Below are 18,245 nucleotides of genomic sequence, written 5' to 3'. Positions count from 1 at the left end.
TTTACTAACACATAATATGGGGTGGTTTGCGTGAAAATTGAAACAGCTCGATTGGGAGCTATCGAATATGAGGAATCAAGTGTTATTACGTTCTCACAGGGTATTCCGGGATTTAAGGACTGCAAAAAATACATTCTTATCGAGATAGAAGACAGTCCATTCATGTACTTGCAATCGATTGAAGAAGGTAACGTGACCTTTGTAGTCGCTTCGCCATTCCAATTCTATCAGCAGTACGAATTTGAAATTCCATCACACGTGAAGTTGGAGCTGCAATTACTTGACCAGAAAAATGTAAAAGTGTTCAATATCGTAACCGTTCGAAACCAATTGTCAGAAGCAACGATTAATCTTGTTGCGCCAATAATAATCAACGACGAGAACAAAGCAGGGGTCCAGCACATTTTAGCGGAAGGCGAATATTCGTTAAGACATCCTCTGTTTTCAGCGGAAGAAAGCGGCGAAGGGGGAAAGTGAATGCTTGTATTATCTAGGAAAAAGGGCGAGTCGTTATTAATCGGAGATAATATCGAATTAAGCATTTTGGAAGTGACGGGAGACGTCGTAAAGATCGGAATCAAAGCGCCTAAAGAAGTACCTATTCTTCGAAAAGAGCTGTTTACCGCAGTAGAGGAAATGAACCGAACAGCTGAGTTATCATCAATCGATAACGAAGCTCTAAAAAATCAATTAAAGATCAAAAAAAGATAGTAAAAGCTATAAACAAATAACAAAAACAGCCGATATATATATTATGGCAAGAGTTTAGTGCAAACTACCTACTTGACCTGCCACAAGGATGTGGCAAAAAAACAATTTCAGGGAGGAAATATCAATGCGTATTAATCACAACATCACAGCTTTGAACACTCACCGTAACATGGGACTTAACAACGCTAATGCTAGCAAATCCATGGAAAAATTGTCTTCCGGTCTTCGCATCAACCGTGCGGCTGACGACGCTGCAGGTCTTGCAGTTTCCGAAAAAATGCGCGGCCAAATCCGTGGTCTGGAAATGGCACAACGTAACGTTCAAGACGGTATCTCGTTCGTACAAACAGCTGAGGGCGCTATGAACGAAGTTAGCTCCATGCTTACTCGTATGAAAGAGCTTAACGTTCAAAAATTGAACGGCACTTACTCTTCGACGGATACAGCTAACATCGATGTAGAGCTTGACGAGTTGGGCAAACAAATTACGAACATCATGAACGATACAACGTTCAACAAAATGGCTATCACTGATGGCGCAACGATTCAATCCGATGATTCGGCTCAAACAATTGCAATCGGCAGCATCGTTACAACTGACTTTATCAGCTTGACTTCCAGCTCTTCGCTAGGCGAAATTGAAACAGCTATCGAGAGCGTTGCTACTGAGCGCGCTAAACTGGGTGCTGTTCAAAACCGTCTTGAGTACACTTCGAACAACTTGGGAACGACTGTAGAGAACCTGACTGCTTCCGAATCCCGTATTCGCGATACAGACATGGCTTCCGAGATGGTCAAACTTACAAAGGACAACATCTTGCTCCAAGCATCGCAAGCTATGCTGGCTCAAGCCAACTCGCAACCACAAGGCGTATTGTCCTTACTTCGTTAATCTACTGCAAAAGGGAAGAGGCCTTGGTTTTACCAAGCGCCTCTTTTTCTTTATTTATAAGGTCATATCTAAAGAATGGGGCTTAATTGTCCGATAATATATTTATAGTTTAATGACGAGGGTGGTTATACGATGAACATTTCATCTGTTAACACTACGGCGGGATATTCCTCAGAGACGAATTCAAGCAACGGGCCGAGAAAAGAAACGGTGAATGAACCGAATGCAAAACCAATCACTGCTCAGATCGAGCCAGTAGTGACGGAAGAGTACGTAAAGAAGAACCTTGACCGCATCTTGCAAGCGATTCAATCGCCGGAGACGACCGTTGACCGGTCAATTCACGAAGTGACGAAGCAAGTTATTTACAAGGTCAGGGATAAAACAAGCGGCGAGGTAATCAGACAGTTTCCTGAAGAGAAGCTGGTAGAAGCTGCTGCTAAGCTGATCGAGCTTACGGGGATGATGATCGATAAGAAAGTATAGAAGGAGGCGTTGCGAGCATGAGATTATCTGGTTTGGCTTCCGGCCTTGATGTCGACTCAATGGTTAAGGAATTGATGAAGGCACGTCGTACGTCCTACGACACGATGATCAAGAAGAAAACGCAAGTGGAATGGCAAAGGGACGATTACCGAAACATAAGCACCAAAATCGTTGATTTCAGGTACAATAAGCTTTCCTCATATAATCTTTCGAATGCCATTAACGCTAAAACAGGGGAAATATCGGGAGATAAAAACGCTATTCAATTGAATGCGACGAACTCCACAGCAGCCGGTACATTAAATGTAAACGTTACACAGGTTGCGACTGCCGAGACAAGGGTTTATAATTTCGGCTCAGGAACTGCTGCTGCATCTTTGCAGAGTTTGGGCTTTGCCGCAGATCCGGACAATGCTGCCAATGTTGCCGTAACGATTAACGGCGAGAAAATATCGCTCGCCAGTACGGCGACTTTGAAAGATTTGAGCACGGCTATTAACGCAAAATCGACCAAAGCAAAGGCAACTTCCCTGTATAATGAAACAACAGGCCAGTTATCTATCGCTTCGACGGTTACAGGCGCTAACAAACTGTCAGTGAACGTTCCTGCAATATCGGATACCAAAACGTATACGTTCGCAAGCGGGAAAAATTTAGATCAATTAGGTTTCGAAGAATTTGCATCTGACAACACAAAAGTTACTGTTGACGTCAATGGTAGTACCCTAGTGTTGGACAAAACAGCGACTCTAGCGGACTTAGCTGATGCTATTAATGCTGACCCTGCAACGTACAATGCAAAGGCCGAATACAATAATTCTACAGGAAAGTTTAGTATTCGCTCATTAGATGCGAATCCGGTTGCCTTAGCAGGTGAGCCGTTCGATTCCACTACAGCAGCAACGACATCTGGCGTTACGGTCATCGCGGGTAAAGACGCCCAAGTTACGATCAACGGAGTTGCTTACGAGCAAGACTCCAATCGATTTGTAGTCAACGGCGTCGATTTCACCGTCAAGGCAGAGACAACCGCTGCGACATCTATCTCTATCGTTAAAGATACGAGCAAGATCGTGGACACCGTAAAGTCTTTTATTACCGAGTATAATAACTTGATCGGCTTGATTAACGGAGAATTATCGGAGGATAAAAACCGCAAATATCTGCCTCTAACAAGCGATGAGAAAGCTGCTCTAACGGAGAAGGAAGTCGAGCTGCTGGAAACGAAAGCACGCAGCGGCATGTTGCGCAACGATACGACGTTATCGAAGTTTGTTTCCGATCTTAGGGTGATTGCCACTTCTTTGGTAGGCGGAGTTGATCTTGGCAACGATACTTACCTTTCCGTAGGGGTATCGACTGGAAGCTATTCGGAAAAAGGCAAGCTTGTCCTTGACGAAGAGAAGCTCCGCAACGCTTTGGATTCCAATCCGGATGAAGTGGTAGAAATGTTCTCGGGAAGCAACGGGATTTTTAAGAAAATGATGGACAGTTCTACGACCGCGTTAAAGGATCTTAACAAGTTGGCAGGTACGTCCCTGACCAGCTCCGATTCGGCTTCGCCTTTCATGGCAAGTTCATTAATGGGCGAGAGACTTCGGGATATGGAGTCTAAAGAGTCAATGATGCTGACGCGCTTAAATAGGATGGAAGTTCAATATTACAAGCAATTCACGGCAATGGAAACGGCGATTAACAAATTCAATAGTCAGTCTTCTTCCTTATCGAGTTTCTTATAGTCAGTTAAAGGAGTGATACAGTGTGATGAAGTCGCCATATCAAATCTATCAGCAGTCCTCCGTGCAAACCGCAGGTGGCGGACAGCTTATTATTATGCTGTACGAGGGTGCCATTCGTTTCACGAAGGCTGGTGCAGAGGGTATTCAAACTCGCAATTATGAGAAAGCTAACACGAATCTAAAGAAAGCCCAGGCGATTATTCACGAGCTGATTGCTGCTTTAAACTATGACTATGAAATTTCGAAAAGCTTATTAAATCTTTATGAGTACATGCTGCATCAGTTAATCGACGCGAATGTTAAGAAGAATGTGCGAATGGCTGAAGAAGTCGTCGCTCATTTGACGGATCTCCGGGATGTATGGAAGCAAGTTGTCAAAGGTCCTGGCGGTACTTCGGATGTTCGCGTAGAAACCGGTTTGTAAGCAATGAGACCGATGATTAACGAGCTTTATGACAAAACGGAAGATGTTGTACAGCGTATCGAAGATTCGACTATGGACGACCTGATAGAATTGGTGACGCTTCGTGACACCGTAATCGAGTCGTTGCATCAGGATAGCTCTCTTGAGGATAAACACAAAACGATGCTTGCTCAGATTGCGTCTAATGATGACATCATTATGGCTAGAATGATTATGCTTAGAGACGAAGCCAATCAGGGTTTGGAGAAGCTATCTAAATCACGGATGCAAAAACAAGTTTACGAATCCTCCTACTCGAACGAAAGCTATTTCTTTGACAAACGAGAGTAGATGCCATGAACAACAAAAAAACCGCCGATCCCGGCGGTTTTTTTGTTGTTCATATTTATTGAAGCAATTGCTGAAGAAAAGGAAGCTTACGATATTGTGGAAAGCGGTCAAGTAATTGCTTGCGATACTTCGATTTTGTTTCTTCGTTCGAACAATGTGTTAATAAATAGATATATAGTTTGTTATAGTTCGGAGATTCTTCGATAGCTCTTTCCAGGAACGGTATGGCGTCATCATAGAGGCCATCATTTATATGAAGCATAGCCAGACTTAGGTAGCTAGGCAACGTCAACTGATTGGCATCCAGAAGGACAGAGAAGAAGCTTACGGCATCATCGTATTTATAGATTGAATAGAAATAGCTGGCTAGCGCATTAATTAAGGTAGGATGCGATAGTTGCTCGATATATTTATCGAAAACATCATATTGTTTGATTCGAATCAGATCGGTAACGAGCCGAAAAATATAATCATGATTTTGTTGTATCCAGTCTTCCGGGAAGGAACTGGATTTTAGCCCGTTATAAAATTCAAGCGCTTGATGTAAGGATTGATCTTCCTCATCTACCGAGAATGAATCGACAGCGTCGAGCTCCCATACCATATGACTCAAAGCCAATACATGCAGGAGTTCCTTCGTAAGAGGCATGGACTGGTATTGCTTTACGTGTTCTTGAAAAGCACTTCGATTATTAGTAATCAATGCGTATTTCAACAAATCTTGTACGGATAATGGCTGGTTATCGGAGATTCGCTCGTAATAGGCAGTGACAAGCTTTACATCACCAAGAACGTTAAACACCTTGAACAGCAAATAAAGTTGATCGTTGCTTGGATTAGGAAATAACATAGAAATAAATTTGTGAATTTGTTTATAGTCCTTCTCGAAATGAAGCATGAGCTCAAATAATTGCAGAAGCGAAGCATAGTCGGACGGATCGCTGTTCACCTTTTTTGTAAGGTAATAGATCGTGTCCTTTGTATTGTGCTCAACCTTAGCGATAGCAATTAACTTCGTCAACGGGGTGTCCATAGCAAGCATAGGGCTGACTAGCCAAAAAATCGTATTAGTGGAGGCCAGTTCATCGGATTTCCGAAGAGCAGTCTGAAAGGCTGATTTGGCTTCTCCATAAAGGCCAAGATGCTCATATATGAGTCCTTGCATGGAATGATAGTCAGGATAGTTTTTTTTGTCCTTGCATTCATGCTCGAGCAAGGTCCAGGCATCAAATATGCGATCGTTCCTCATGTGGTTCAAGATGATCTCGAATACTAAGAGGTAGTGCCAGGCAGTTGTCGGTTTCGATTTCTTGTAAGCTTTCTCATAATAAAAGAGAGCTTGTTTGGAGTCGTTCTCCAGTGTGTATTCGTTGCCCAACGTGAAGTAATCGTAGGGAGTGAAGTTGCTTTGTTTTTTGTGTTCGTTGAACAACTGCAGGTTACGCTCCGATTTGTTTTTTGAAGCGAGAACGGAGTCCAAATAGCCTGTATGATAAATGGAGATTGGGGCTTTATTGGAACGCAGTTGTTGACCGTCTTTGGAAGCAAGCTGCTCGTGAATAGGGCGAACGAATTTGATGCCGAATCCGTTGGCGAAAAGTCGCCCGATGGAGCCTTCAAGAAGATTAGCTTTACGCATCGATTCGCCCTTAAAGCTAAATACCGAAACGGTAAATATATTGATTGCGGAAGGAGTCAGGTTCTCCAAATAAGCGCGAATAGATGAAACGTCGTTCGTATCTATGTATTCATCGGCATCTAATACAAGCACCCATTTGGATGTTGCATGCTTAATGCTCTCGTTCCTTGCTGCGGAGAAATCGTTGACCCACTCGAAATCATACACATGGCTCGTATACTTTTGGGCAATTTCTTTACTTTGATCGGTAGAACCCGTATCCACAACGATAATTTCATCGGCTAATTCGCTAATGCTGCTTAAACAACGGTCAAGAACATCCTGTTCGTTTTTTACAATCATGCAGACCGAGAGTAGTTTAGTCATGGCTGCTCCTTTTATTAACATATTATTACTTGGCTGTATTAATAATCAGTGCATAGCCATCTTGCATCGTTATGCCACCGAAATAACGCATGAAGTAACGGTATTGAGGAAATGAGTTCATAATAAATGCTGCTTGGCTTGCAGATCTGAAGCCTTTTAAAATAATCAAAGGTTTATGAGTAGCAATAATATTAGAAGCACCTTGTAAGGCTTGAATATGCCCCTCAGACATATCTAGGAGAATAACAGTTGGTTTTATATCGCCTTCCATCATATCTAGAAATATAGAATTTGCTTGAGAAGGCTTATATTCTTCTTGGTCAATAAACCGCGTGAAGAAGATTTTTTCGTCATAGTTTACTACGTTGTCATCGCATCCTAAGATATATGGAAAGATAAGAGCATGATTGGACTTTCGATTGTGAAAATACTCTTTGGTCTTTATTCTTCCCACCCAAGTTGGCTCGAATAAATAGGCCTCCTTTGCTCCTGATAGAATGTTGAGATAGGTATCTTGATCATCATTAAAGCCGCACCTGCAATGAACAACTACATCGTTAGTGCCAACCTTAATAAGATCATTATCAGTTATTTGACCATCAAGCGATCTATAACTTCCTAGTATACTAGAATGATCAAGTTTGCTAGAAAGGAATGAATATATATAATCTTCGAATCGCTGCATTGATAGTTCGTCAGAGAATATATCTTTCATTTCCAGCAGCAATGATTTGTTTTCTTGTACATCATCTATCCACGAGTTTGGAAATATTCGGGGATGTGAGTCACTATTCAAGAAATAGATATGCTTATAGCCAATGGAAAGTAATTTGTCTATCAAGGATTTATAAAATGTTGAGATAGACCAAATCGCAACAACACAAATGGCGTCTGTCCCGGCTTTCAGAAGAGCTTCTTCAGGAGACAGTACAGGTATGTGCATGATAGTTGTATTTGCTTTAGCAGGATCACTGTCAGTAATACAGCAAGGTAAGATATTATTTTTAAACAGCTCTTTAATTACATCGCTGCACGAAGCACCTGCCCCATATAATATGATGGGCATACCGCTCATATTTATTAATTCAGGTAATTGCGATGTTTTGATGAATCGTTTTTGGAAAGGACTTTCCCCTAAATCAATACAGTCTTGTAAAATAGTCGTCATCATATTGGCTCCCTATAAGTATTTATGTTCGTAAGAGTAGCGCAATACTCGCGAATAAATGAACTCTCTTCATCAATGAATTTACTTATAATCGCATCTGAAATACGCTCACTGCTTTTTCCATCTATTGGACCCAAACAATAGGTGTCAATTTTTGTAATGGGACGAATTAAAGATGAATAATCAGTAAGTAAACTCTCTACGAACTTATAAGTATCATTCATATTTGATGTTAGATTCATTTGTGACCAGAAAATATAATTACAATCATAGTGTGATACATCAAATAATAATGCAGGACGTCTGGATGGCAAAAATTGAGAGTACAAGGACCCGTAATTCCCTATATATGCATCAGCTATAAAAAGTGCTGGATAGCTGTCTGGGTTGCGATCTAATATGACTCGTTTATGTAATTTTGTGAATTTGTCTTGCAGTTCACCTAAATAGGTTAATGGGTGGGGTCTAAGTATGATTGTAATTGAATGGTACTGGATACATATATCATTCATTATCTTAAGTGTGTCTTCTACTTTTTTTCTTGTGTGAATGTAGTTTATTGAACTATCTGAATTAAGGATTGGATTTATGTTCCATAGTAATATCGTATTATCTTTCACCAATTCATTCCATTCACGGGGTACTTCAATGAGCATATTACCTTCATATATATCGTATGATAAGTCCATAAGTGGGTGTCCGGTAACGATATCTTGTTCTCCCCATTTAACACTATTGTACGAGAATTCTGATGTTCTGAATTGCAACCAAGTATAGGGATTAATAGTATAGTCGCTATTATACACCAAAATATCGGTTGGGGTCAGTGAATACTCAAGAAACATGGTACGATTAATAATAGGTGTAAGGGTTGAGTGTTGTAATTGCAAAGGCTTCATGTAAATGTGATTGTGAAAAGAATAAAAAATCAAATCAGGCATTTCCTCGAAAACATCATATTTTTCTTGAGATACATAATTTACATTATTTGAACTCAAAAAGGAAACCAGTTCATTAAATTGACCACTTGATTTATAAATAGTTGCTGGATAGTAGTCGATTGCGATAATACGTACATCAACAAAATCATGTTGGCTTAATTGTTTATAAACATGTAACAAGTAAGTTGCAGAGACGGGCCTGGCAAACAAGAGATCAATACGCAATTTAACTTGTTTACTTTGTTGAAGCAGTTTTAATATATGTTGAATAGGATCTATAAGGTCTGAAGCGAGTATATAAGTGATATCACGTTTAACTTTCGATAAACAGTCGAGTATGTGCTCTTCCTTGACTCTTTGGATAAGATCAGAAATAATTCCGGATACCCAAAGTCTTCTTGTCAAACTTAATGGTTCGTTTTCAAGCATATTTATTATTGCTATACAATCTTGAATTGCGATTTTATAAAATCGATAATGCATACCGTATCCCTCATTCATTGACAATTAGGCCTTGTCGTATCCACCGTCTACAGGAATGACAGTTCCGTTTAAGTAACTGTTTGTTAAAATGCTATAGCAGAAATCTGCAATTTCCTCGGGTTCGGCAAAACGCTGCAGTGCAATTTTTTTCTCAATTCGTCCACGATGCTCTGGCGTCTTGCCGCTCTGCATCGCCGTTTCCACGAAGCCTGGCGCAATAGCGTTAATACGGATTTGTTTTGGAGCAAAATGCTTGACCATACTTTGGCAGAGCATATGAAGCGCAGCCTTAGACACGCCGTAACTAACAGAAATGGCATGAGGCTGAATTCCCATCATAGAGCCGACACCTATAACTGAACCTCCAGCAGTTATATGTTCGTAAAGTTGTTGCATTAGGAAAAACGGCATATTAACATTAGCATTCATTACATGCTGCCATTGATCCGGTGTTACTTCGAGAAAATCTGTTTTGTCGGTGGCATAGCTGTTCAGAACGAGATATTCCAATTTCTCACAATGTGTTTTGACGGCTTCGCTTACTCTATATACACCATCTAGAGTGGACATATCCGCTTTAATCAGTTTGAAGTTGGGGCTAATATTATTGAACTTATCTTCAGCCATACGAGCATTGTCTTCATTGAAGGCATAGTTAATGAAGACGTAGCAGCCTTCTTCAAGCAGCCGCTTCGCAATGGCAAAGCCGATACCTGAGGTAGATCCCGTCACTAGCGCGTATTTCATGATCCTAGCCCTTCTTCTCTACAATTTTAGTATAGTATAGTTGCCATTCTAGCAATTGCTTTTCGCCATGAGCGGCTGCTTCCGCAAATTTGCGGAAATTGCTTAAAGCGGATTCGTTCATATAGGCCTGTTTGGCGAAATCGTCAAGCACACCAGGTGTATTCACTACATTCAAATAAGGCTGCATGCCGAGCTTATCGGTTAGTAACGACGTGAACCGACAAGCTTCTTCAAGGGATTGATTTCTAACTTTGAAGAAGAAGATCGCGTTGGCAATTAAACGAAGAGACGTAATGGCAAGTAAAGCGTCTCCATCGGGCAAATCGCTTGCACATGCTTTAAATACATCCCAACGAAGTTGGAAGTCGCGTAGCGTCGTATTCGTGTCTATCGTATACATAATCGAGCCTGGTCGATTGAAATAGACGTAGTTGGCTATCGTAATGGATCCTGCCGAATGAGCAAGTGAAAAATAGACGGCGTTAAAGACGCCGTCTTCGCTCATTCGGATTGACTCGTCGAAGCGAATCCCGTGTTGCACCAGCAAAGAACGGCGATACAGTTTGTTCCAAATCGAATTCGCTTGAGCGGCAAGAACCCATTTATACATAAAGTCACGCCGTGTTGTATCCGGTACTCTTGTTATTTCTTCTGGGTATAACATGAACGTCTGTAAAGACTCCGAGTCGACATTATCTCTAAGGATGCCGCTAACGACGATGTCGAGTGAATGCGCAGCGGCAAAATTATGCAAGTCTGCAAACATTGAAGGCCTAACATAGTCGTCTGAATCGACAAAACCGATGTACTCGCCTTGGGCTTCGCGTAGTCCTATATTCCGGACTGCGCTTGCTCCTCGGGCTTCGCCAGTCAGCATCTTCATGCGGCTATCTCGTCGGCAATATTCCTCAACGATGCGATAGCTTTCCAGATTGCTATTCGCATCCATAATGAGCAAAAACTCAATCGACGATAACGTTTGTCCGATCAGGGAATCCAAGCAGCGTGGCAAGTAATCCTCCGTATTGTAAATCGGTACAATTACACTAACTAATGGATTCATGAGAACCATCCTTTATTGAGCGGTATTTGGTCTGTCGTCAGGCAGACTTCGATCAGCTCGTGAAACAGCTGCTCTTGCTGCTTGGATATGTGGTGTATCTTACAGTATTTGTGAAGATATCCATTGTCCACGCAAAGACTTAAATAGTGTTTGACGTACTGGCCGTTCAGGAAGCTGCTTAAGGAGTCATGCAACCTTGATTCGGGAAGATTGACGAGCTGCCCATAAAAGAAAATGCTTTTGATACGGGTAATAGCATAAATACTCGCAATAGGCTCAACGAATTCGCCATTCACGGCTTCCAAAAATTCGCAAACAGAATTATAAGCGGAATAGTAAAGCTCACCATGATTCGATTTCTTTGCATTTTGTCTAACGGCGGAGTCTTCTCTTTGAATATACCGATATAAAGCTTTTCCTACATGAGAGATGCGTGGCATCGAGCAAATCAACATTAAATTAAACATATGGTCTTCGCTGTACGAGGCATCTGTAAAACGAATGCCGGTTTTTTCGAGAAAAGAGGTTCGATATAATCTGGACCAGACGTAATTGTTAGGTTTAGGAGCTGCACTATATTGAAAGTAATAGTCAGCTAAATTATTACCTGATAGTACAAAGCTTTCGTCGCTTAATTGCGAGAAAGCTGATATGGTTCGGTCTGGATAGACCATATTAAAATCGCAAACGACAATATCTGCTTCATTACGATTTGCCGCGGCATGCATTGAAGCCAACATATCCGCATCCAAGGCGTCGTCGGCATCGGCGAAAGCAATGAAGGGAGAGCTCGCATGGATCATGCCGTAATTTCTAGCAATACCGGGCATCACGCGGTCATATTTGTAATAGAAGAAACGATTGTCATGCGCAACGTACGATTTAGCGATCAGAGCGGTGCCGTCTGTTGATCCGACGTCAACGATGATGACCTCGAATGAGGTAAATGTTTGCTGCAGGATCGATTCCAAACATCGCTCCAAGTAGGCTTCTGCGTTGCATGCGGGTACAATGATACTAATCTTAGAATTCATCATAATACGTGTTGCCCTTCTCTGTATTCCAAAATCCGCTTATAGTCTTCGATAAAGTCGATTTCTGCCCAGAAATGTCCAGAAATATCAGTAGTCCATATATTGCGGCCAGGAATCATGTTATACAAGATTTGTTCCCACCATGCATTGTGGCGTTGTGCTTCGACCATATAGATAAGTTCTTTCTTGCATTCTTTTATAATCTGTCCTTGTATTTTTGCAAGTCCTACATATTCACAATTAGCCTTATTTTTATCTAATCCTTTACCGAATTCGCGAACAGCACCATTCTCGACCCTGAATAGGTAGTCTCCTTGCTCGACTCGACTGGAGTCGCTTAACATGACGCAATCGCGTTCGTCCTCCAAAAGAATGGGCAGTAAGTTCTCTTCCCAGAATACGTCTGCGTTTCCTAGGATAATGGTGTCTCCCTCCAATTGATCTTTAGCAAACCAAAGCGAGGAAAGGCTGTTCGTAACCGAATAAAAGACGTTCTCATGAAACGAAACAGGAAGCCCGTGTAGAGCATCGATAATGAGTTCTTTTTGGTAGCCAACGACTATATGGACTTCAATTTTGTGCTTTAGTAGCATTTGTACGGTGTGGCGGATAAGGGTCGTACCGCCGATATCCAATGTACATTTACAGTTACCATTGATATCTCTGCTTATTCTAGTTCCTCGTCCGGCTGCCATAAGAATCGCTTTTGTCGTCATAATAGGCTACCCCTTATACAAAGTATTCTACGTAATCAAGCAGCTCCGAGTATCCGTAGCTATTCAATTTACTAGTTACTTCATCAAAATGTTTATCCATTGAAATAATAATATAATATTTATTCGATTTATTATTTAGATCTTCAATTGTTATGTAATGAGAATAATCCTGAATTAATCCTAAATCCTGCATCCGTTGGTCTACTATTCTATAGTTTAGAAATCCTTTTTCTCGAATCGTATATTCCAAGACCTGTCCGTTCCACCCGTATCCCCAAATAACAGGTATCCGATCTTTCAATTGCGTTTCAAACACAGCATGTGATTTGCTAGTATCTGGAGGGAGTAGATCGGAAAGTTCATTCCTGCCTAGACGATGTTTGAAAATTTCCAAAGCGTCGCTGTAACTGAAAAATTGCCCGGGCTTATGGTGAATGCGCTTTAACTCATCCTTACTTAGCGAGTGATAGAGATTGACTAAGTTTTGCTGTTCTAATTTGATACTTTGATTGACTGCCAGGCTAAGATGGTTAGAGTCTTTCACTTTAAGATTTTGGTTTGAAAGATTATTTTCTTCACGTCGATACAAGAGGAGGGAGTCTGGTAAATTCGCCGTTTTTAGTTTGTATGCAATTCTTGCGAATAAATCAGTATCTTCCGCCAAAATATTCTCATTGTACCACAGGTTGTTACTAATTAGCTTTTCTCTTCGCCACATGACTGTTGGGTGTAGGAAACTGCAATACTTTAAAGACCGACATTGAATTTCCTCAGTAGTAATCGGATAAAATTTATTACCCCAGTTATTTGTTGTACCGAACGAACGAAATTGTGTTCCGCAAAAATCAATTTCAGGATTGTTATTGAAAAAATTGATTTGTTTTAAAAAGCGTTCAGGATGAGCAATATCATCTGCATCCATACGTGCGATGAATAAACCTCGTGCATTCTCTATGCCTAAATTAAGAGATCTGCCAAGGCGCGATTTTTCATGCTTTTGTACAATATAGGTTCGTGTGTCACCGAATACGGAAACAATCTCTTCTAAAGGATCATCATTTTTATATTCATTAACAAGAATGACCTCGAAGTCCTGAAAAGTCTGTTCATAAACAGAACGCAGGGTCTCCCATATATATTGTTGAGCACGGTAAACAGGAATTACTACACTAATTGAAGGCTTAACTGCAGTGTAATTTGGTAAACGTATCAATTGGTTTGCATAAAAAAAACTGAGTTCAATTAAATCTTTAAGTCTTATGGAATCAACTGATGTAGGAAAAAGATTATTTTCAATAAAATAGTTATGCAAATTATTTGTCGCACTAGTCCACATTTCATGTAGTACTGAGTATGCTTCTGAACTGGACATTAACTTTATTAAATTAAGGAATTTTTGTTTGAGTAAAAAATCGTAGCTTTGATAGGTTTGCAATACATCGGAGTATTTGAAATACTTCCAACGACCACGCATCGCATCAATGTGTGCTAAGATATGCTGCTCGTCTTTGGATAAAGCGCACTCATATAAACTGAGCCGGTTCAAGCAAGCCCCTCCTCGTGTTAGAAACTTTGTTCTTATTCATTATATCGAAAAGATACAAAGAAACTATTAGTTCGACAATGCAAATGTATAATATTAACACGCATAGCGAGCGGGCTTTCATATCCGATGCATTGATCCGATATATAATATATAATGTGTGCAAAGGATTGAGAACTTTATAGAAATGAGGTTAAATACATGAGCTATTATAATAAACTTCGAAAATTATTCACAAGTGCTTCTATTGATAGTGAATTATTTGCAGAATTGAATGATTCGCAAAACATAGATAATCCTGTTGCTATTTATGGTGGAGGACAATTTGGGGAGCTCTGGCTCAAATATTTTATGGAAGATAAGGGTCTCAATCCAAAGTATTTTATTGATCGTAATACAGAGAAACAAGGAAAGGACTATTTGGGGATTCCTGTAGTTTCATTAGAAGATCTGGCCGCAAAAACGAATGGCAAAGCAAATATTATCATTACACCTTACTCTTTAAATACTCAATCCGAATTGCGATTGGAATTAGAGAAGTATTGCAGTCAGTGGGCATTTAAGCTCTATTTTATACCGGCCCACTATTCTAAAGCGTTAGAAATGAGATACGCTATCCATCAAGAAAACTGTCTTAATGTTATTGATATGTTGTATGATGATTTTTCAAAAGCATCATACTACGAATACATTCGTAGCAAAATGTCCGGGGAAACTTATCGCTCTCCTTACTTTAATTATGATCAGCAGTATATAGCCAATGATTTATTCCTCCTATCAGATTCTGATTTCATAGCAGATTGTGGAGCGTATGAGGGGGATACATTAGAAATATTTTGCGAACAGTATCCCAATCTTCGGGGAATAGCTTCATTTGAGCCGACACCTGATACCTTTCAAAAGCTTGAGGATGTGGCAGGACGTCTAATGAAAGACAATATCCGCCTTTTTAACATGGCAACGGGTGATCGTGATACAACTGTTTATTTTTCTCAATCGAATACGACATCCGAAAATCGGGTATCACAGTATGGTGATGTCGAAGTGAAAATGTGTACTTTAGACGAAGTTATTTTTAATGATCAACCATCATTTATAAAGATGGATGTGGAAGGCAGTGAGTTGGCTACCCTACACGGTGCACGTCAAATCATTTCATTGTATACTCCTATACTTGCTATATGCATTTATCACAAGACAGAAGATTTATTCGAGATTCCGTATTTCATCAGAAAAGAATTTCCGGCATATCGCTTGTATGTGCGAAAGTATTCTAATGATCCTTACGAGTTGGTGTTATTTGCTGTTCCCCCTAGTAGATGCATTGATAATTTGGAGTAATCATAGAACTAGGACAGTATTGATGTGAAAATGAAAGGTTGGATATCTCGGTGAGAGTTGAACGCAAAAAGCAGACTTTGGAGCTCGTAGATACATTAAGAGAAGCTCTTCAATTTCTTAATAGTCCGGCAGCCAGCACAGCACCATACTTGCATGATGATTGTCTAGACTGTATTGGAGCGATTTGTTCCGTTTTGGATGAAGTCATCGACAAGAAGTACACGATCTATAGTTCGGCTTGCGAAGTAGACATCCAGGTAAGGAACTATGACGGTGCGTATAAATGGGCGGATCTATTATCGATATGGATTCACGAACATGTGCAAGTACATTATGAAATAGTATTTATGCCTTATAAGGCGGAAATGTGGGATGCATTTGACAGTGTATGGCGAGCTGCAAGCGCCGATCCGTCATGTATCGTACGAACAATACCGGTACCTTATTCAAGCCTTAATTCACAGCGAGGAACATCTACGGAAGAATACGAAGGAGATAAGTTTCCTTCATATGTTGAAATAACACATTATAAAAACTATGATCTAAACAATCATTATCCCGATGTTATCTTTATTCATAATCCATATGACGATTTAAATACAGTCACGAAGGTGCACCCTACATACTTTAGCTCGAATCTAATGAAATATACGAATAAACTTGTATATATTCCATATTTCATTTCAATAGGCCAACACCCTCCTCACTTTAAACTGCCTTCCCTAAAAAATGCTTGGAGAACCTTTGTACAGTCCGAATCGACTCGAGAGGAGTTTCTGGCATCCAAGCAAGTTAATCCAGATCAAATCGTTGCCATGGGATCGCCAAAGATTGACCATATGCTCGGTCGTATGCAACAAAATGTATCAATGCCAGCTGAGTGGGAACAGGCTTTACAAGGTAGAACCATATTCTTGTTTAACACCAGCCTAGGGAGATTGTTGTCTGAAAAAGAAGATATTATTAAAAGCATCCAAGAAGTTATTCGTCATTTCCAAATCAATAAAGAAATCGCGATTATTTGGCGTCCGCATCCCCTTAGCATAGAAACAATCAAATCAATGAAACCTCAATTGCTGCATGCATACGAAACGCTTGTGAAAAAATTCAAGAAGATGTCTAATGCTGTCTATGATGAGTCGGCGGAGATGCATACAGCTATTATCCATTCAGATGCTTATATTGGAGATTTTAGTTCTGTACTTGCTCCTTATGCTCTGACTGGAAAGCCTGTAATGAAATTGATGCCCAATATTAAGGCTAGTATTGATTTTTGGGGAGTAAGTCGCGCTTGGTTGGATTATAAGGATGAATCTTTTATTCCAATATCAATAAGTCCGGGAGTGATTTTGAATAACGAGTTTATATCTGCAGTAATGAACCGTGGGGCAATATGTTCCACTAATTTGGATTCCGGAATGATGCGGTTTATATATGAGCCTAATTGTATAGATTATCATGAGCCAGAGCTTTTTACAAAAGCATTCGAGTATAATGAATTGATTTGGTTTGTTCCTAATCGAGCACCCGCAGTGATGTGTTATAACCCGAAATTGGGGAGTTTTAAATCATTCTCGCTACCTATGACGTATCGGTCTAATGGACCAAAAAATTTTATATATGCACTTCAACAAGAACAGTTTATATGGATGATTCCTGCTAAGGCAAATATGGTTGTTAGACTAGATATGGAAAATGGAGAGATGGTAAACTATAAAATTTTCAGCGACGACGAGCTTAGCCTAGACGACACGATTCTATTTTCGGATGGAATCATTTATAAGAATGATCTCTGGATATCGATGGTTGGAAAAAAGACGCTTATCCAAGTGAACCTAGTCTCAGGAGTCACAACTAACCACGAGCTTGATTTTATAAATGATTCAGTTCAAGTATTGGCATCCGATGGACAAGATCTATTGTTGGTTATACCGAACGGACCTACTGTGATCAGATGGAACCCGAGTTCTAATGAAATAAGTGAATATAACAAATGGCCAAAGGGGTTCAAGGGAGGAAACAAACCTTTTTCTGGCGCGGTATTCGATGGAGAATATGTTTGGCTTATTCCTCATGATGCGAATACCATTTTGAAAATATCATCCTACACAGGAGAGGTATCTGTCGCTTATTCAAACATAAAAAAATCTACTTGGGCATTGCTTAATACATCGTATCCGTTCGATTCGGTTGAGCGTAACCGCAGTTTGAAGGTTAGTGAAGCGTTATTTTCGGGTGCTATGATTCATGAGGATTGGATATGGTTTTGCCCTGTGGCTGCACCTGCAGTGATAGGCATTCATTTACATTCAGGAGAAATTAGAAAAATAGCTTTTGGAATTGATAGAGAGCTAGATGAGAAGTCATTTATTAGTGCTAAATATCCGGAACCGCCTAATGTAGGTGTAGATCTAAGAAGCACATTTAACGATCGGAGCTTCCCTATTAAATCGTTTATAGAGATGGTTTGTAAAAATAGAAGCAGCGATTGGAGCGAAAAGCAACGTAGAGAAGTATGTGATAGCATCACAAATTCAGATGGTACAAGTGGCGAAAAGATATGGCGTTATGTAGCTGATCATCTTAATGAATGATATGGTGAATGTTGCGTGAGTATCGAGT

General features: G+C 40.2%; 17 protein-coding genes. 9 read left to right on the top strand and 8 right to left on the bottom strand.

The genetic code is table 11. The features are described 5' to 3' along the window. The first annotated feature begins 30 nt into the window (after positions 1-30). The 7 genes from fliW to fliT all read left to right on the top strand — a co-directional run bounded on the left by fliW (position 31) and on the right by fliT (position 4,582). The gene (gene fliW, locus AC0YN0_RS18525) at positions 31-477 is read left to right on the top strand and encodes a flagellar assembly protein FliW (RefSeq protein WP_475822589.1); all 447 of its coding nucleotides are present in this window, start codon (positions 31-33) and stop codon (positions 475-477) included. After that, positions 478-711, top strand: coding sequence for a carbon storage regulator CsrA (csrA, locus tag AC0YN0_RS18520; protein ID WP_475822588.1), 234 nt, complete (start codon positions 478-480; stop codon positions 709-711). It begins immediately after the preceding gene. A gap of 124 nt (positions 712-835) precedes the next feature. Beyond that, positions 836-1,603 (top strand): flagellin N-terminal helical domain-containing protein, encoded by a 768-nt coding sequence (locus AC0YN0_RS18515; protein WP_475822587.1) that lies wholly within the window; start codon positions 836-838, stop codon positions 1,601-1,603. A 132-nt stretch (positions 1,604-1,735) separates the two neighbouring features. After that, on the top strand, positions 1,736-2,089 hold the full coding sequence (locus AC0YN0_RS18510) for a flagellar protein FlaG (RefSeq protein ID WP_475822586.1): 354 nt from the start codon (positions 1,736-1,738) through the stop codon (positions 2,087-2,089). A gap of 17 nt (positions 2,090-2,106) precedes the next feature. Then, positions 2,107-3,828, top strand: coding sequence for a flagellar filament capping protein FliD (gene fliD / locus AC0YN0_RS18505; RefSeq protein ID WP_475822585.1), 1,722 nt, complete (start codon positions 2,107-2,109; stop codon positions 3,826-3,828). 22 nt (positions 3,829-3,850) lie between these two features. Then, complete coding sequence (gene fliS, locus AC0YN0_RS18500; protein WP_475822584.1) at positions 3,851-4,252, top strand: flagellar export chaperone FliS; 402 nt, start codon at positions 3,851-3,853, stop codon at positions 4,250-4,252. Between the two features lie 3 nt (positions 4,253-4,255). Beyond that, entirely contained in the window at positions 4,256-4,582 is a 327-nt protein-coding gene (gene fliT, locus AC0YN0_RS18495; RefSeq protein ID WP_475822583.1) for a flagellar protein FliT, read from the top strand. 55 nt (positions 4,583-4,637) lie between these two features. Here the strand turns inward: fliT and AC0YN0_RS18490 are convergent, their stop codons facing one another. The 8 genes from AC0YN0_RS18490 to AC0YN0_RS18455 are packed head-to-tail and all read right to left on the bottom strand — an operon-like array spanning position 4,638 to position 14,285. Next, on the bottom strand, positions 4,638-6,587 hold the full coding sequence (locus AC0YN0_RS18490; RefSeq protein ID WP_475822582.1) for a glycosyltransferase: 1,950 nt from the start codon (positions 6,585-6,587) through the stop codon (positions 4,638-4,640). Between the two features lie 25 nt (positions 6,588-6,612). Continuing rightward, positions 6,613-7,758 (bottom strand): LbetaH domain-containing protein, encoded by a 1,146-nt coding sequence (locus AC0YN0_RS18485; RefSeq protein ID WP_475822581.1) that lies wholly within the window; start codon positions 7,756-7,758, stop codon positions 6,613-6,615. Beyond that, the gene (locus tag AC0YN0_RS18480) at positions 7,755-9,179 is read right to left on the bottom strand and encodes a hypothetical protein (RefSeq protein ID WP_475822580.1); all 1,425 of its coding nucleotides are present in this window, start codon (positions 9,177-9,179) and stop codon (positions 7,755-7,757) included. Before AC0YN0_RS18480 ends, AC0YN0_RS18485 begins: the two co-directional genes overlap by 4 nt. A gap of 24 nt (positions 9,180-9,203) precedes the next feature. Beyond that, positions 9,204-9,926 carry an SDR family NAD(P)-dependent oxidoreductase gene (locus tag AC0YN0_RS18475; protein ID WP_475822579.1) on the bottom strand — a complete coding sequence of 241 codons (723 nt, stop codon included), beginning with the start codon at positions 9,924-9,926 and terminating at the stop codon, positions 9,204-9,206. A gap of 4 nt (positions 9,927-9,930) precedes the next feature. Beyond that, positions 9,931-10,989 (bottom strand): glycosyltransferase family 2 protein, encoded by a 1,059-nt coding sequence (locus AC0YN0_RS18470; protein WP_475822578.1) that lies wholly within the window; start codon positions 10,987-10,989, stop codon positions 9,931-9,933. Next, positions 10,986-12,026, bottom strand: coding sequence for a glycosyltransferase family 2 protein (locus AC0YN0_RS18465; RefSeq protein WP_475822577.1), 1,041 nt, complete (start codon positions 12,024-12,026; stop codon positions 10,986-10,988). Before AC0YN0_RS18465 ends, AC0YN0_RS18470 begins: the two co-directional genes overlap by 4 nt. After that, on the bottom strand, positions 12,023-12,739 hold the full coding sequence (locus tag AC0YN0_RS18460) for a phosphocholine cytidylyltransferase family protein (protein WP_475822576.1): 717 nt from the start codon (positions 12,737-12,739) through the stop codon (positions 12,023-12,025). The genes AC0YN0_RS18465 and AC0YN0_RS18460 overlap by 4 nt, the downstream gene beginning before the upstream one ends. Positions 12,740-12,752: 13 nt before the next feature. After that, positions 12,753-14,285 carry a glycosyltransferase gene (locus AC0YN0_RS18455; protein ID WP_475822575.1) on the bottom strand — a complete coding sequence of 511 codons (1,533 nt, stop codon included), beginning with the start codon at positions 14,283-14,285 and terminating at the stop codon, positions 12,753-12,755. 198 nt (positions 14,286-14,483) lie between these two features. Between AC0YN0_RS18455 and AC0YN0_RS18450 the strand changes: the two genes are divergently transcribed. Continuing rightward, positions 14,484-15,623, top strand: coding sequence for an FkbM family methyltransferase (locus AC0YN0_RS18450; protein ID WP_475822574.1), 1,140 nt, complete (start codon positions 14,484-14,486; stop codon positions 15,621-15,623). Positions 15,624-15,673: 50 nt separating this feature from the next. Beyond that, positions 15,674-18,217, top strand: a complete 2,544-nt coding sequence (locus AC0YN0_RS18445) for a CDP-glycerol glycerophosphotransferase family protein (protein ID WP_475822573.1) — start codon at positions 15,674-15,676, stop codon at positions 18,215-18,217. Positions 18,218-18,245 lie beyond the last annotated feature (28 nt).

It is taken from the genome of Paenibacillus sp. J22P218 (genome assembly GCF_056269195.1).
The sequence above is the reverse complement of the archived record's forward strand: the minus strand, read 5'-3'. Positions and strand labels throughout refer to the sequence as shown.